Raw genomic sequence first — 16182 nt, forward strand, 5'->3', positions numbered from 1 at the left:
GAGCTGAAAGCTCGGAAAGTTATTCGTAGTTATGCCTAGGAAGCGGCCTTTTGGCACACGTTCCGGCTATATAAAATAAAAAAAGCAAGGGGGCCGTTGGCAAAACGTTAATTTTATCACAGCCCCTTTCCTATTTAAAAAACACCTAAAACATCCAAATACTTTGCTTTCTGATATTTCATTGTGCGCAATAATTCTTTATACTAGAGTTTGTAAGTTAATTTTTCAGATGGGGGAGTGAAAAGTTTGATTGATAAAAGATTGTTCGATCTGCCCGGGATGAAAAAATACGCTGCGATTTTGGCAGTATTAGTATTCATTCAAGCAGTCGCAATAATTGCTCAGGCACGGGCGCTTTCGATTGCCATTGTTAATTTATGGAATTTGCAGTCGATTAACACGATTGTTGCACCAACGATTGTGTTCACCATCGCCTTTTTAGCCCGTCATTTACTGACGGTGACTGAGAATCGGGTGCTGTTTCCATTTGTCGAAAAGACCAGTGGCGATATGCGTGAAGACCTGATGGCGAAGATTTTTCGACTGGGTCCTGCAGAGATTGATAAACGGGGAACCGGAAACATTGTCACGATGGCTCTGGAAGGAATTGATCAGGTCCAGACTTATTTAATGCTGGTGGTCATCAAAATATTGGATATGTCGATTACACCGTGGCTGATTTTACTTTACGTCCTTTTCCTGCGCTGGGAACAGGCAATTTTCTTATTTGCTATTTTTCCAATTATCATTTTGTTTATGATTATTCTTGGCCTCGCAGCGCAGAGCAAAGCCGACCGTCAGTATGAAGGCTATCAGCGATTATCCAATCACTTTGTTGATACCTTGCGGGGGTTGCCAACCCTTAAACAGTTAGGGTTGTCCAAACGATACGCTGATAACGTTTATGACGTCAGTGAATCTTATCGAAAAGAAACTATGTCCACCTTAAAAATTGCGTTGACGTCCACCTTTGCCCTCGACTTCTTCACCACGTTGTCAATTGCCGTGGTTGCCGTCTTCCTTGGTTTTGATTTGATGGACGGCAAAGTCTTATTGTTGCCGGCCCTGACGATTCTGGTTTTGGCCCCTGAATACTTTTTGCCAATCAGAAATTTTGCAAACGATTACCACGCCACTTTGAACGGGAAGAATGCCATGACGGCTGTCTTGGACGTTTTGAACGAACCCGAAATGAGTGAACGTGAAATCATGCCGGCATTCAAATGGGATAACGAATCGACACTTAAGCTGGATCAGGTTGCCTTAACCTATCCAGATACTGAAGAAGCGACGTTAAAAGACATTAATGTCGATATTAAAGGGATGCAAAAGATTGGCATTATTGGCGCATCCGGGTCTGGTAAATCGACTTTGATCAACTTAATTGGCGGCTTCTTATCACCGGACAAGAAAGATCAAATTATTTTAAACGGCAAGTCGTTACCACATTTGAACCAGGCTGCGTGGCAGAAAAACTTTTTGTACATTCCACAAAATCCGTATTTATTCCACGCAACATTGGCTGATAACATTTCCTTTTATGTGGCGGATGCGACCACGGAGGCAATTGAAAATGCCGCTGAGAAGGCCGGATTAAGCGATTGGATTAAGACGCTTCCGGATGGCTTGAACACCATGATTGGTGAAGGTGCCAGGACCGTCAGTGGGGGTCAGGCACAACGAATTGCCCTTGCCAGAGCGTTTTTGGATCCAAGCAGAAAAGTCCTGCTATTTGATGAGCCGACTGCCCATTTGGATATTGAAACTGAAGCCAGCTTGAAAAAGGATATCCTGCCGGTTTTTGAAGACCATTTGGTTTTCTTCGCCACCCACAGACTTCACTGGATTGGTGAGATGGATTATGTGCTCGTCATGGATCACGGGCGCGTGGTTGAACAGGGAACACCCGACGAATTGGCCAAACGCAATGGTGATTACGTCAAACTTCGTTCTGAAATGGAGGCGGCTGATCTATGAAAAATTTCCGCAAAACGTTCGCAAACGATACCTGGGTCATGCCTTACCTGAGAAAATACAAAGGTTTGTTGATTCTGGTTTTGTTTTTGGGCTTTATGACCTTCTTTTCAGGCGGTGCGTTGATGTTTAACTCCGGCTTTCTGATTAGTGAGGCGGCTCGGCGGCCATCAAGCATTATTTATATTTACGTCCCGGTTGTCCTGGCCCGGGCCTTTGGGATTGCCCGGCCAGTCTTTCGGTATGTTGAACGATTGACCAGTCATAACTGGGTGTTAAGAATTGTCTCTGATTTTAGAAAAAAGCTGTATCAAACAGTCGAAAAAAAGGCCTCGGCCATTCAGCGGGCCCATCAGACCGGGGATATTTTAAGTATCTTGGCTGATGATATTGACCACATCGAAAACCTCTACTTGAGAACCGTCTTTCCGATGGTAATTGGGTGGCTGTTATATATTTTCGTCGTGATTGGCGTCGGGTCGCTCAACTGGGCGGTCGGCTTGCTGCTATTGTTATTATTGGGGATTATCACGATCATTATGCCGTTGATGTCGGTTGCCACTAACGGGGTCCGTGAGTTCAAACAGCATCAGATTCAACACGAATTTTATACCAATTTGACCGATGAAGTTATGGGATTGGGTGACTGGTTGATTTCAGGCCGTTACACTGATTTTATGAACCTGCAGAAAAAGCCGATTAAAGAGATTGCCGCTTTACGAAAACAGGATCACTATTTCCAATGGTGGCGTGAATTCTTTGTTCAATTTATTATCTTATTGACCACGATTACGTTATTGGTTTGGTCGGCTTATCAATTTACAGCTACCAAATCGATGGCGAACTGGGTCGCTGCCTTTGCCTTGGCAATCTTCCCGGCAGTTTCGCCGTTTGTTAATATGAGCCAGGGTGCCAGCGAATGGCCGGTTTACCGACGCTCAATTGAACGGGTTAATGCTTTGGATAGCAGTGACGACAAGCCAATCGATCAACAGAAATTGGCCGGTTCTTTTAAAGAGCTGAAAATCAACCAACTCACTTTCAAATATCAAGATGGTAATCGAAACGTGGTTAAACACATTTCAATGGATATTCATCCCGGTGAAAAAATTGCCTTACTGGGCCCAAGTGGGACTGGAAAGAGTACTTTCTTAAAATTAGTGGTTGGTGATTTGACGCCAACTGACGGGGAAGTTTTGATTAACGGTCAAAACATTTTGAACCTGCAATCAATTCGATCCTCACTGTTTGGGATTTTGGATCAGCAGCCTTATTTGTTTGATACGACGGTTATGAATAACGTTCGATTGGGTAACACGAACGCATCTGATCAACAAGTTAAAGATGCCTTGGCGGCCGTTGGATTGAAAGATTTAATCGAGTCATTGCCGGATAAGTATGATACGGAAGTGCAAGAAGCCGGCAAACGATTCTCAGGCGGTGAACGACAACGGTTATCACTTGCCAGAATTTTGTTGCAGGATGCACCGATCATCATTTTGGATGAGCCAACCGTCAGTCTGGATCCAATTACCGAAAAGAAGTTGTTGGATAAGGTCTTTGAGTTACTGCATGATAAGACGATTATCTGGGTAACCCACCACTTGGCGGGAATTACCCACGTCGATCAGGTCAGATTTATGGAAAATGGCGAATTTGATATGCAGGGGACACCCCAGGAGCTCTATCAAACCGAAGCCAGATTTAGACAATTGTACGATTTGGATCGCGGAAGAGCGTGATCTGAAATTCGGTTGATCGGATACTTTTACCGATAATAAAAACAAGAGGAGCGACGACAAAACAGTTGTTTTGCCACCGCTCCTCTTGTTTTTAATGACCGCTCACTTACTGTTTGCGCGTCAGCAACATGCGGGTCAATTTTTCTAGATCCTGTTTGGATTTCTGTTCCGGTAACTTGGCAATGAGCCCAAGTGCCTTATCAGTCAACTCATCTGCAACCTCAATGGCTTTTTTTAGGCCACCAGATTGAATGACAATCGCTTTGATGGCTTGAATGTCTGTATCCGTTAATTGATCTTTTTTGTCCAGCAGTGGCTTCAATGAGTCTGGTACCAATTGGTTGGCAAAAATCAGCGGCAGGGTATAGACCCCCGACTTCAGATCTTCTAAGACGGGTTTTTTAGTTTGCGTTGTATCGCCGCTGTAATCTAAAATATCATCTAAAATTTGGTAAGCCTGGCCAATTGTAATCCCAATTTCGCCGCCCAGTTCAACGATTTCTGGTGCTGCATGGGTCACAATGGCACTCTGCTGAAAACAAAGTTTAAACAACTCGGCGGTTTTTCCGGTAATTTCATGGAAATAATCGGCAGACGTCAACTGTTGATTAAAGTTGTACTTCATTTGGTCCAATTCGCCTGTCAGGATAACCTGCATGGCGTCGATGTGTCGCTTCATATCAGCCGGATCCTGCGTTGATTTGAGGACCTGGTTAAAGTAACACGTAAACAGGTAATCACCGGCGTAAATGGCGTTTTTTTGGCCATATTGGGTATGAATGGTGGCAACTCCGCGACGCAAAGGAGACTCATCAATCACATCGTCATGAATGAGCGTTGCGACATGGAGTAATTCGACTGCCGCGGCACCGGCTTTAATGACTGCCGGGTCGACGGATTCGCCAAACTCGGAGTATATGTAAAAGAACCCGGGGCGAAGAAACTTGCCGCCTGATTTTAATAAGTCAACAATCTTATGATGACTGGGCTGATTGGAAAGATTTACTGCGTTAAGCAAATAAGGTTCCAAAGCGATTAATTTTAAATTAATCCGCGGAAATTGGCGCCAAAGTGCATGAACCATGGTACACCTCAATTTAACAAAATTTTAACTACAACCTCTAAGATACAAATTCCTAAGGGACTTGTCAATTAACAGTATGTGGAAATAATTGTCAAGTAGACTACAATGGATTTATGAAATATCGTTTTAAATCATTGCCAGCTTGAAACGGCCGGTGATAACGGGTTTCTTGGGATTATTTGAGGAGGAATTATTCATGACAAAACAATACGACGTGGTCATCCTAGGTGGTGGGGTTGCCGGCGCATCGCTGGCACATTCCTTACGCCGGCAAAACAAAACTGTCGCTGTCGTCGAAGATAATTTATTTGGTGGGACGTGTCCGAATCGTGGATGTGATCCCAAAAAGATATTGCTCTCGGGATTAGAAATCACCCAACTGGTCAATGACATGCAGGGAAATGGGATTTCCGGCCGGGTTTCGGTGAATTGGCCGGACTTGATGCGCAAAAAGCGTCAGTATACAAACCCAATTTCAAGTGCCACTCAGAATTCACTAACCGCTGACGGTGTCGACACCTATCACGAGCACGCCCACTTTAACGCGGAAGGGCTGGTTGAGGCCGGAAACGAGCAGCTGTCAGCAGATAAATTTGTGATCGCAACCGGACAACGACCATCAATTCCTGATATTGCTGGTCACCAGTACTTCAAAACCAGTACCGATTTTTTGAATTTAGATGAGATGCCAAGTGACGTCACTTTTATCGGCGGTGGCTATATCGGCTTTGAATTGGCAGGAATTGCTCGGGCTGCAGGCGCCAAGGTCCATTTGATCCACCATAATGATCGGCCACTGAAGCAATTTGACCAACAGCTGGTCCAACAAGCCATCGACCATCTCAGCGAAATCGGAATTGATTTTCATTTCAATACGGAAGTTTCCCAAATAACGCAGGTTGGCGCCCAATTTGTCCTTGAAGGTGATCAATTCCAGCTGCCGACGGATATGGTCTTTGCGACGGCGGGTCGGACGCCGAACGTCGATACCCTTGGCTTGGAGAACGTTGGCGTCAATGTTGACCGACATGGCGTGGTTGTCAATGAACATCTACAAACCACCAACCCAACTATTTTTGCGATGGGGGATGTGGTCAGCACCGAGCAGCCTAAGTTAACGCCGGTTGCTGGATATGAAGCGGGGTATTTGGCCAAGTATTTTGGCGGCGACCCGGCTCCAATTGCCTTCAAGGCGATTCCCACGATGGTCTTTGGCCAACCATCACTGGCTCAAGTTGGCGTACCGGCCAGTATCGCTGCTGATAACGACCAATACTTACTGATTACCAATGATATGCACAAATGGTACAGTTACCACCGGTTAAATGAGCCGGTCGCCAAAGCCAAAGTCGTGATTGACCGGAACAATGAAACCGTCGTTGGGGCGACGATCTTAAGCAATCACGCCGATTATTTAATTAATATCTTTACGTTAATGATCAACCAGCACATGAAAATCAGTGATTTCAATCAAGAAATTTTGGCCTACCCGACATTTGCCAGCGATATTCAATACCTTGTCTAATTCTGGCGGTTGTTTTCCGACAATTCAGTTCAGTGAATCAATCAGTTTTAAACATCATAAAAGTCCACTTCCTCTTAAAACCCGGAAGTGGACTTTTGTAACTGATTGTTTAAATTGGTAATCACTTTTGAATCTTTTTTTCAATTTTAATTTTGCTGTTGCTTAATGTGCTATTGGCAATAATTGGTGTGACGTCACCCAGACTGATCAAAGTGAGGTGATGCATCGCTCGTGTAATGATCGTGTATAAAGTTCCCAGTAGGCTTTCATCCGGGTAGTTTTTCTCGGAAGTGTCCCAAGCGATGACCGAATCAAATTCCAATCCCTTGGCCAAATAGATCGGCAAGACCAATAAGCCACTTGGAAGTGTCCTGTCAGCATCTTTTAGCAGGGTCACGTCACCTTTGGCGTGCAGCTGCTTATATACCTGCTCTGCCTCAGTCATATTCTTGGTCAAGACAGCAACCGTCTGATAGTGTTTTCGCTGTTTGGTAATGACCCGTTCCAATTGTTTAATGCCATCAGTAAAGTCCGTAGCCAAGATCAGTTCAGGGATGTCTCCGGGACGGTTAAATGCCTGAATATCGTCGCCGTTTGGCAGGATGGATTTGGCAAAATCTGTAATTGGCAAAGTCGATCGATAGGACCGCATTAAGCTGATCAAGCGTGAACGGCGGACGTGAAAGGCCGAATTTAACTTGTTTAAAATTTCTTCGGGCTGTTCAACATCCTTGAATAAGGCTTGTTCACTATCGCCCAGCAGGGTCCACTTGGTTTGAGGAAATGCGTATCGCAGATATTTCAGCTGAGCGACGGAATAATCCTGCATTTCATCGACAAATAAATACTTCATGGTGTTATTTTGGCCGCTGTTACACATGTAATCGCGCATGTAAAGCAGTGGGGCACAATCATCGAGCTTGATTGAATGAAACTCAATTGACTGGCTAAATTCGTCGATGGTTTGCTGCCACTGGGGTTGTTTAATATTTTGCGGTAAGTCGACCGTTTTTAAGAAATCGGCGTACTGCAGGTAGGCATCAAAGAAGTTGTCGTTAAAGATGGCGTCGTAGACAACGCGCAGGCGGCTTGCAACAATTTTTCTGGCGATATAAAAGCGTTCATCGTCTTCATTTTGGAATTCACCAAGCGCTTTTCCGGACAGTAGATCATGATACTTTTCGTTACTTAACTGGTCGATTTCGTCGTTGACCCAAGTCGCTTTTGTTTCATCGTCAATTCGGCGTTTTAATTGCTTAATTAAGGCGTTTTTAGTCTGCAGGAAGCGGTCGTAAATCTTGGCCGCTTTTGGGAAACTATCAAAGATCCGACTGATTTCTTTTTTGGTGAAGAAAGGCGTGTCGTTAAAGATAATGTCACTGAAGAAAATTTGCGACGAAGAGAGGTTGTCACAATATTCCTGCAGTTCATCCATAAACTTGGCGGATTCCTTGAAAGCACGCACATAGCGCTGTTGCTCCGTCAAGGTGCCATCAGTTTCGTAACGCTCAAACAAACTTTGGACATTTAATCCCTTCAAGCGGTTGTCGATAAATTCATCGAACGTCACTTGCCGCATGTTACGCTCACCTAAACTTGGCAGGACTTCAGAGATATAGTGACTGAAAAGTTTATTGGGTGAAAATAAAATGATTTGGTCGGCTTCCAGCGTATCTCGGCTGTGATAAAGTAAAAAGGCAATTCGCTGTAAAATCGCCGACGTTTTACCGGAACCGGCAACTCCTTGGACCACCAACAAGTTACTGGTGGTATCTCGAATGATGTCATTTTGTTCGTGTTGAATGGTGGCCACAATATTTTGCATGTATTGATCGGTCTGTTCACCCAGCGCGCTTTGGAGCATTTCATCACCAACAGTCTCGTTGGTGTCAAACATGTTTCTAATTTGACCATCGACAATTTGAAACTGACGTTTTTTCTTGAGCGTTGTTTTTTGTTCACCGATTGGGGTTTGGTAACTAACCTCGCCCAGAGTGCCGTTGTAATAGACACTGGAAATTGGCGCCCGCCAATCATAAACTAAAAATTCACCGTCTTCATTTTCAAATGACGCGATCCCGATATATAACTTTTCGGGTTCGGTATCCCCTTGGTCTTGAATATCAATTCGACCGAAGTAAGGAGACTTTTTTAAATCTTTCAGTGTCGAAAGTTGGTTCTTCAAAATACTTTCGTTTTCGGTTAATCGGGAAACCAAACCCCGTTGCTGCTGGAGTTCGGCACTCGTTTCAATTCGATCATCAACTTCAAAATAGTTGACTGACGTGTTGTCTGAATAGGTTTGCTGAACCTTTTTGGTTTCTGCGTGGGCCCGATTAAGCTCTTCGTCAGTGCTGATGATCTTTTTGTCGATCCGCTTGACGACTTGGTCGACCCGCATCTGTTCTGTTTTCTTTTCGTTGTTTTCCAAAAGGGTTCCTCCATTCGGATTCCGGTTCATCGCTCAATTAAGAATGCTTCGACAATTTTAGTTGGATTGAGGGCCGTTGTCAATTCATCAGTCGGTTTGTTTTTCACCAAACGACTTTTCTTTTTTTGCGTCTGTTTGGAGCGTATACTTTTTCATGTAAGAAACGAAAGGGATGGACTTATGAAAATTTTAAATCTGTTTGAACTGAGTGCTCAAAACCGCGCCAAATTGGCCGCTTTAGGCGATGTTGAAGTCATTGACGGTAACGAATTAGGCGATAACGCCAAAAACATCGACGTCATCTACGGCTGGGGCAAGCCTGCCGAATCTGTTCTGGCACAATCCAACAAGCTCAAGTTTGTTCAGTCCAACTCTGCTGGTGTGGATTATTTTCCGTTGGCTGAATTTAAGGCAAAACAGATTTCACTGGCAAACGTGAGTGGCATTCATGCTGAGCCGATCAGTGAAATGGTGCTTGCCTACATCCTATCATTTGCCCGTGGCATCGTGGCCAGTCATGCGGCTCGCCGTGAACACGAATGGATTGGCGATCAAATTCGCAACCAGATCTACACATTGACGAATCGCACGGTTGTCATTTTTGGGACTGGACATATTGGCCAGGGGATTGCTGAGAAGCTCAAAGCCTTCGGGGTCACGACGATCGGCGTTAGTCGCCATGGCCGTCCCGCTGCTCATTTTGACCGGGTTGTGACTGACAAATCCGGTACAGTCGAAGCTGCTAAGGCGGACTTTGTAGTCAACATTATGCCGTTGACCACTGAGACCCGGCATTTCTTTAATCCGGCATTCTTTGACCAGATGGAAAATCAGCCGGTCTTTATTAACGTCGGTCGTGGTCCCTCGGTGGATACCAAGGCGCTGATTGACGCACTGGATACCCATCAACTGGCTGGTGCCGCATTGGACGTCTTTGAAAATGAGCCGCTTGAGGCAACGTCGCCGTTATGGGAGATGGATAATGTCATCATCACGCCACATATTTCTGGAGGTTTTCGTGAATATGGGCAGGCAGCCTTTGACATTTTCTACAAGAACCTGACCACATTCATTCAGACCGGTACCATTGCCATCAATCAGGTTGATTTATCCGCCGGTTATTAACGAACAAACTTCTTTAAATTCCGATTAAACAGGGTTTACTTTTAAGTGGTTTATCAGTAAAATTAAATTGTTATTAAAAAGTGAGTAGAATCGTCAGTAACAGAGAGGTCGATTAGCTGAAAACGGCCACGACGAGACGAATTGGTTTTATTAAAAGGGTGACGCCCATATCGTCTAGAGCGGTGGCTAAATAGTAGTCGCAATTTAGGTGGTACCACGTATAAGCGTCCTATTGTTAAAGCAATAGGGCGTTTTTTGAAAGGATGGATATGATGACAAAGAAGATTATTTTGACAGGTGACAGACCAACCGGCAAGCTGCATATCGGCCATTACGTTGGTTCATTAAAAAACCGGGTGGCATTACAAAACTCCGGTGACTACGAAACATTTATCATGATTGCCGACATGCAGGCACTGACTGATAATGCCCGTGATCCCGAAAAAATTCGCCACAGCCTGATTCAAGTTGCTTTGGATTACTTGGCTGTTGGCATTGATCCCGAAAAGTCGACCATTTTGGTGCAGTCGCAGATTCCGGCGCTGCCAGAATTAACCCAGCACTATTCGAATTTGGTGACAGTTTCCCGGTTGAACCGTAATCCAACCGTTAAGAACGAAATTAAGCAAAAAGCCTTTGGCCAAAGTGTTCCAGTTGGTTTTGCGATGTATCCGATCAGCCAAGCTGCTGATATCACCGCCTTTAAAGCAACAACCGTTCCGGTGGGGGATGACCAGGAACCAATGCTGGAACAGACCCGAGAAATCGTGCGGACATTTAATTCCGTGTATCACGATGATATTTTGGTTGAACCCGAAGGCTATTTCCCACCAAAGGGAATGGGAAGAATTCCTGGACTTGATGGGAACGCCAAGATGAGCAAATCGCTGGGCAATGCCATTTATCTGTCAGACGATGAAGACACGATTCAAAAGAAAGTCATGTCGATGTATACGGACCCCAACCATATTCACGTCGAAGATCCTGGGCAAGTCGAGGGCAACACTGTCTTCACTTATTTGGACATTTTTGATCCGGATAAGCAGAAGGTCCAAGAACTAAAGGAACAATACGGTCACGGTGGTTTGGGCGACGTCAAGATTAAACGTTACTTAAACGACGTCCTTCAAGCTGAATTAAAGCCGATTCGGGAACGTCGCAACCAATACGCTGAAGACGAACAGGGAGTTTACGACATTCTTAAAAAGGGCAGCGAATCCGCTAATAAAGTGGCTAATCAAACTCTTAAAGAAGTTCGGGACGCCATTGGCATTAACTATTTTGACTAATATGTCCAGAAAGGGTGGCAGGGATGGAAAACCTTGTAATTTTGGATATTGGTTCCAATTCAGTCAGAATGGCAATCAATCAGATTTCAGCAGACGGATCTTACCGCGAGATTAAACGGATTAAAAGTGACAGTCGGTTGTCTGAAGGGATGGGGCGCGGCAAGATTTTACAGCCCGCCGCCATGGAACGGACCATTGAATCATTAGCTGACTTTAAGCAGATTTATTCTCAGTATCAGGACAAACGGGTGATTGGGATTGCGACTGCAGCTGTTCGGCAGGCTAAAAATCAAGCTCAATTTCTGCAGGCCGTTAAGAGTCGAATTGGGATTTCCCTGAAAGTGCTGACCGGAAGTCAAGAAGCCTATTACGATTATCTGGGTGTTATCAATCGTCTGGGAATCAAAAATTGTCTCATTTTGGATATTGGCGGTGCCAGTTGTGAACTCATTCGGGTGAGCAATGGCGAAAGTGCCAATTTGACCAGTATTCCAATTGGGGCGGTTAATATTACCGAGCGCTATCATTTGAACGACAATATCACTGGAGCCAATTTATTTAACGCGCAATTTAACATCCGTAAAATTTATTCAAAGATTGACTGGTTGGCCCGGGCTACTCATCAGCCCCTGGTCCTGCTGGGGGGTGCGAACCGAACCTTGGCAAGAATTAACCGGCGCCGTCAAAACATGGTTCGAATTGATGCCATTCACGGCTATCATTTGACCGCTGAACAAGTGAATCGGACTTATTTGAATTTGCTCAAGGGAAACGTCAACCGACGTCGCAAGATTCAAGGACTTGAACACGATCGCGCCGACATCATCGTTGGCGGCCTTCTGCCACTGATTGTGTTGATGGATAAAATTGAAGCAAAAAAAGTGCTGTTTTCAGAGAGCGGGGTTCGTGAAGGCATCATTACCGAATATATCCAAAAAGAATATGGGACATCATAAAGGCTGGCAGATAACCAGCTTTTTGTGCATTCAAAACCGATGGTGATAATATGGACAGTAAGTGGAACCACTTTTATAAGAAACCATTCCAGAAAAGATTAGACATGATTGTTGAAGAAGCCGGGTTGACACCGGACCAATTGGATTTAATCAAGCAGCAGTTTTCACAGCCGTCCGGTCAGGTCATTGAAAATTATGTGACCGACTTTGGCCTGCCACAGGGCGTTGCGGTTGGCGTGGTGGTTAACGGCCATTCGCACCTGGTGCCGATGGTGACTGAAGAGCCGTCGGTCATCGCAGCGGCCAGTAATGGCAGTCGGCTGTTAGCGGCCGGTGGCGGGATTCAAGCAGAAGTTGCCAGTCAACTAACGGGCGGGCAAATAATCATCAAAAATGGCGCTTTTTCTCAACTTGATGAGTTTGTGACTGACCACCAAGCGGAGATGATCGAAATTGCAAATAACAGCCATCCAAGCATTTTAAGCTATGGTGGCGGTGCAAAACGTTTCTCGGTCCGCCAGTTGGATTCAACCTTTACGTCCATCGACTTAATGGTTGATACGGGTGAGGCGATGGGCGCCAACATGATCAATACGATGTTGGAGGCACTTTCTAACTGGCTCAGAGACCAAATGAACGCCGAAATCACCATGGCGATTTTGACAAATTACGCGGATGAAGCAGTGGTCCATGTTTCGGGTAAAGTGCCACTTGCACAGTTAGCAACCCAATCGATGAGCGGACAAGTGGTCGGCCAGCGGATCGTTGATGCCAGCCAAGTGGCTCAACTGGACTTCCGTCGGGCGACGACTCACAATAAGGGAATTATGAACGGTGTTGATGCCGCGACAATTGCCTTTGGTAACGATTGGCGGGCGGTTGAAAGTGCGGTCCATTCATATGCTGCGCGGACAGGGGCGTATAAGGGCCTCACCACGTGGCAGATGAGCGATAAAGACTTGATTGGACAAATGGACCTGCCAGTTCCAATCGGCTTTGTAGGCGGCGCTAACAAGGTTTTACCGCTGGTGGCGATCAATAAGCAAATTGCAGCGATTCATAACACCCAAGAAGAAATGGCGTTGATTGCCGCGGTGGGGCTGGCCCAAAACTTGGCGGCTCTAAAAGCGTTGGTAACAGAGGGAATTCAAAAAGGTCACATGAACCTGCAGTTAAAATCTTTAGCTTTATCAAATGGGGCCCAGGATTTTGAATTGCCGCAAGTGATTGATCAGCTAAGACAACTTAAGAACCCCGATTCTCGGGCAGTTAAACAAATTTTAAAGACGATACGCAGATAGGAGAACAACATGGATAACAACATTGATATCGAGCTTAACAAGGACGTCCACGGCTTAATTGACGCGGTCAATAACTTTTTCCCCGGAAACATTGCGGTGACCTTTATTGGCAAGCTGCAATCCGGATATGTCCGTCACGATCAAGCCCAAACTGTTCAGGATGGTAAAAATATTATTGTCCAAATTGCTGATTTGAGTGCACCGAACTACACGGCTTCTCATGAGCTGCTTCATTTATTGATGGTGCTGCGGGGCTTTCCACAGGTCTTTTATTCACTCACAACCGGTGATGACAATTTGGATGAACAGCTCAAAATGATGGGAACCGAACTCTATGACATTGTCTCGCATTTTGTGGTCGTATCCGAACAGCGCAAGCACCACTTGATCAATCAGGAAATTGAGGACATGTACCTCAAAGGCGTATACGCAACCATCAAGCCTGAACCGGATCCATTAGACGATCAAATGATGTTAAGATTGACAACCCTGCTTGACGCACTCGTCTTTTATGGCGACGATGTCGATCAAGTTGCCGACAAATTTGCCAAGGACTTTCCGGTTTCATTTGCCGCCGCTCAAAAGCTGTACCAGGTGATTTCTGAAAAGCCAACGGATTCTCCTTTCAGCTTGCGCAGAAATGTTGTCAAACTCTTCAAGGCCTTTGATGAGCAGCTCAAGGATTGGGAATTGCCGGCGCTTCACAACACGGAGTTCACCACGGTGACAAGTGTCTTATCGGAACGTCAGTTGGGGCTTAAAGTCAAGCAATTATTTGAAATTTACCACTCGGATCTTGTTGAAGTTAAAAGCAATACCAAAGGATACGTTGGCTTTAACCGGGTTGACGACCAGAATTCGTTTGTTTTGGCGAATCCAAAGGGAAATCAAGACGATCCTGAATTTTTCAAAAAGGTTTATGATCAAACGGTTCGCGAGTTGTTTGAAGACTTGAAAATGCCATATATTATCCGAAAATAGTTCATGAAAGGAGACAGACGATGATTGATCCTAAGATTCAAGCTGAATTTGATCAGGCAAACAACATTGTGTTTTTAACCGGGGCTGGGGTGTCAACGGCATCTGGGATTCCTGATTATCGTTCCAAGAATGGCCTGTACACAAATGACCAGTCGGATAAACCGGCCGAGTATTATTTGAGTTCGGACTGTTTGCGTGATGAGCCAGAAGTTTTTTGGCAATATGAAAAGTCAAATATGTATTATCCGGACGCCAAACCAAACGTTATTCACGAAAAACAAGCGGCATTTACCCACCAAAAAGATGCGGTTGTTGTCACGCAAAATATTGACAGTTTGTATCGAAAGGCCGGGACTCAAAATCTAATTGAATTTCACGGCAACTTATACACGGTCTATTGTCAAAAATGCGGCAAGAAGGTCGACTACAAGGATTACCTGAAGAGCATGTACCACGAAAACTGCGGCGGAATTTTGCGTCCTGATATCGTCCTATACGGTGAAGGGTTGGATCCGGACGCAATCTCTAAGAGTGTTGACGCTGTATCAAGGGCTGACTTGCTCGTTATCGTTGGGACGTCAATGCGGGTTTACCCATTTGCCGGCCTGATCGATTATCGTTCAGCGAACGCAAAGGTTTTAGCCGTAAACGAAGAACAATTGACCTTTAATTTTCCATTTACAATGATCAAAGAAAATGCGGTCGACTTTTTCAAGGATCTGCAGGTTCATGCTTAAAACGAGGAGGCGGGATGATTGATTACAATTGGACTCACAACGTTTTCCGATCATCCGGCTTTAATTGATGGCGTAAAACGCAAAGTCAGACTCACAGAATATAGTGCCCACTTTCCGGTGGTGGAATTGGACACGCCGTTTTATGCAATTCCCAAGTCAACGGTGATCGAAAATTGGCAGCATCAGGTTCCGAAGAATTTTCAGTTCATTTTGAAAGCCAACCGGGTGATGACGATGCATGATCAGGGTAGTTCAGAGCCGGTGGGAAACGAAGAGCGACTGGTTGCCTTTAACGACTACAAACGCGCGATTGCCCCGTTGATGGCGGCTCACCAATTAAAGGCGGTCTTATTTCAGTTTCCGCCATACTTTGCCAGAAGCGTCGCGACCATTGAATATCTCCGCCGCATCAGTCTGTTAATGCAAGGGTATCCAATCGCCGTGGAATTTCGCAATTCAACTTGGTATGGGGATGAGATTACCAGGGATGTTGCCGGCTATTTAAAAGAACTGGGAATCACACTGGTGGCGGTGGACGAGCCGCACACCACCAATCGCGGGGTGCCGTTCGAGCCTGTCGTAACCAATTCAAAATTGGCGTTGCTGAGACTTCACGGGCGAAACGTTTCGGGATGGACCGATCAATCCAGTGAGTGGCGAAGCAAGCGGACATTATATCGGTATTCCGAAGCCGAACTCACCGAATTTAAACAAACGGTCGAAACGCTTAATGACCAAGTAGATGAAGTTTGCGTTATTTTCAACAATAATTCCGGCGGTGACGCGGCAGATAATGCCCTGCAGCTCAAGGAGATGCTCGGATTAACCTTTGGTGGTCTCGGGCCGCTTCAGATGAATTTATTTTAACCGTTAGGGTGGCCACTAACAGACGACTCATTCAGCCAACTCGTTATGACCGTGCAAAGTTTGGCGACGTACAAATCTCATCGCCATTCTAAAAAATATTTGCTATACTTGATTGTATTAAATTAAAGATTAATTAAATGTGAAAAGAGGTACTTTCATGGCAGAAAGTA

General features: G+C 45.1%; 12 protein-coding genes. 10 read left to right on the plus strand and 2 right to left on the minus strand.

What is annotated here, in order from left to right:
• Positions 1-246 precede the first annotated feature (246 nt).
• Together cydD and cydC are read left to right on the plus strand one after the other, a co-directional pair.
• Complete coding sequence (cydD, locus tag AB3112_RS02850; protein WP_367333927.1) at positions 247-1977, plus strand: thiol reductant ABC exporter subunit CydD; 1731 nt, start codon at positions 247-249, stop codon at positions 1975-1977.
• Entirely contained in the window at positions 1974-3716 is a 1743-nt protein-coding gene (gene cydC / locus AB3112_RS02855; protein WP_084974856.1) for a thiol reductant ABC exporter subunit CydC, read from the plus strand. The genes cydD and cydC overlap by 4 nt, the downstream gene beginning before the upstream one ends.
• 106 nt (positions 3717-3822) lie before the next feature.
• Here cydC and AB3112_RS02860 read toward each other — a convergent pair whose 3' ends face one another.
• A complete protein-coding gene (locus AB3112_RS02860) occupies positions 3823-4800 on the minus strand; it encodes a polyprenyl synthetase family protein (RefSeq protein ID WP_367333928.1) in 978 nt (325 codons plus the stop codon).
• 196 nt (positions 4801-4996) lie between these two features.
• On the opposite strand from AB3112_RS02860, the gene AB3112_RS02865 reads away from it, so the two are divergent.
• Complete coding sequence (locus AB3112_RS02865; RefSeq protein ID WP_084974860.1) at positions 4997-6325, plus strand: NAD(P)/FAD-dependent oxidoreductase; 1329 nt, start codon at positions 4997-4999, stop codon at positions 6323-6325.
• A 121-nt stretch (positions 6326-6446) separates the two neighbouring features.
• Here the strand turns inward: AB3112_RS02865 and helD are convergent, their stop codons facing one another.
• Positions 6447-8756, minus strand: a complete 2310-nt coding sequence (gene helD, locus AB3112_RS02870; RefSeq protein WP_367333929.1) for an RNA polymerase recycling motor HelD — start codon at positions 8754-8756, stop codon at positions 6447-6449.
• Between the two features lie 180 nt (positions 8757-8936).
• Between helD and AB3112_RS02875 the strand changes: the two genes are divergently transcribed.
• From AB3112_RS02875 to AB3112_RS02905, 7 genes are all read left to right on the plus strand, one after another.
• On the plus strand, positions 8937-9881 hold the full coding sequence (locus tag AB3112_RS02875; protein ID WP_084974865.1) for a phosphoglycerate dehydrogenase: 945 nt from the start codon (positions 8937-8939) through the stop codon (positions 9879-9881).
• 272 nt (positions 9882-10153) lie between these two features.
• On the plus strand, positions 10154-11170 hold the full coding sequence (gene trpS, locus AB3112_RS02880) for a tryptophan--tRNA ligase (RefSeq protein ID WP_057908959.1): 1017 nt from the start codon (positions 10154-10156) through the stop codon (positions 11168-11170).
• 23 nt (positions 11171-11193) lie between these two features.
• Positions 11194-12126 carry a Ppx/GppA family phosphatase gene (locus AB3112_RS02885; RefSeq protein WP_057908958.1) on the plus strand — a complete coding sequence of 311 codons (933 nt, stop codon included), beginning with the start codon at positions 11194-11196 and terminating at the stop codon, positions 12124-12126.
• Between the two features lie 50 nt (positions 12127-12176).
• A complete protein-coding gene (locus tag AB3112_RS02890) occupies positions 12177-13427 on the plus strand; it encodes a hydroxymethylglutaryl-CoA reductase, degradative (protein WP_084974866.1) in 1251 nt (416 codons plus the stop codon).
• A gap of 9 nt (positions 13428-13436) precedes the next feature.
• Entirely contained in the window at positions 13437-14408 is a 972-nt protein-coding gene (locus AB3112_RS02895; protein ID WP_084974869.1) for an IpaB/EvcA family protein, read from the plus strand.
• Positions 14409-14428: 20 nt separating this feature from the next.
• On the plus strand, positions 14429-15145 hold the full coding sequence (locus AB3112_RS02900) for an NAD-dependent protein deacylase (RefSeq protein WP_084974871.1): 717 nt from the start codon (positions 14429-14431) through the stop codon (positions 15143-15145).
• An 18-nt stretch (positions 15146-15163) separates the two neighbouring features.
• The gene (locus AB3112_RS02905) at positions 15164-16012 is read left to right on the plus strand and encodes a DUF72 domain-containing protein (RefSeq protein ID WP_084974872.1); all 849 of its coding nucleotides are present in this window, start codon (positions 15164-15166) and stop codon (positions 16010-16012) included.
• The last annotated feature ends 170 nt before the right edge of the window (positions 16013-16182 follow it).

The sequence above is a fragment of the Lentilactobacillus sp. genome, assembly GCF_040773105.1.
GTDB lineage: Bacteria > Bacillota > Bacilli > Lactobacillales > Lactobacillaceae > Lentilactobacillus > Lentilactobacillus parabuchneri.

What these genes read in the sequence shown, in the direction of transcription:
- AB3112_RS02865 (WP_084974860.1), top strand. Translation starts at nt 4,997, where the DNA reads ATGACAAAACAATACGACGTGGTCATCCTAGGTGGTGGGGTTGCCGGC.
- cydC (WP_084974856.1), top strand. Translation starts at nt 1,974, where the DNA reads ATGAAAAATTTCCGCAAAACGTTCGCAAACGATACCTGGGTCATGCCT.
- AB3112_RS02900 (WP_084974871.1), top strand. Translation starts at nt 14,429, where the DNA reads ATGATTGATCCTAAGATTCAAGCTGAATTTGATCAGGCAAACAACATT.
- AB3112_RS02860 (WP_367333928.1), bottom strand. Translation starts at nt 4,800, where the DNA reads ATGGTTCATGCACTTTGGCGCCAATTTCCGCGGATTAATTTAAAATTA.
- AB3112_RS02885 (WP_057908958.1), top strand. Translation starts at nt 11,194, where the DNA reads ATGGAAAACCTTGTAATTTTGGATATTGGTTCCAATTCAGTCAGAATG.
- AB3112_RS02890 (WP_084974866.1), top strand. Translation starts at nt 12,177, where the DNA reads ATGGACAGTAAGTGGAACCACTTTTATAAGAAACCATTCCAGAAAAGA.
- AB3112_RS02875 (WP_084974865.1), top strand. Translation starts at nt 8,937, where the DNA reads ATGAAAATTTTAAATCTGTTTGAACTGAGTGCTCAAAACCGCGCCAAA.
- trpS (WP_057908959.1), top strand. Translation starts at nt 10,154, where the DNA reads ATGACAAAGAAGATTATTTTGACAGGTGACAGACCAACCGGCAAGCTG.
- AB3112_RS02895 (WP_084974869.1), top strand. Translation starts at nt 13,437, where the DNA reads ATGGATAACAACATTGATATCGAGCTTAACAAGGACGTCCACGGCTTA.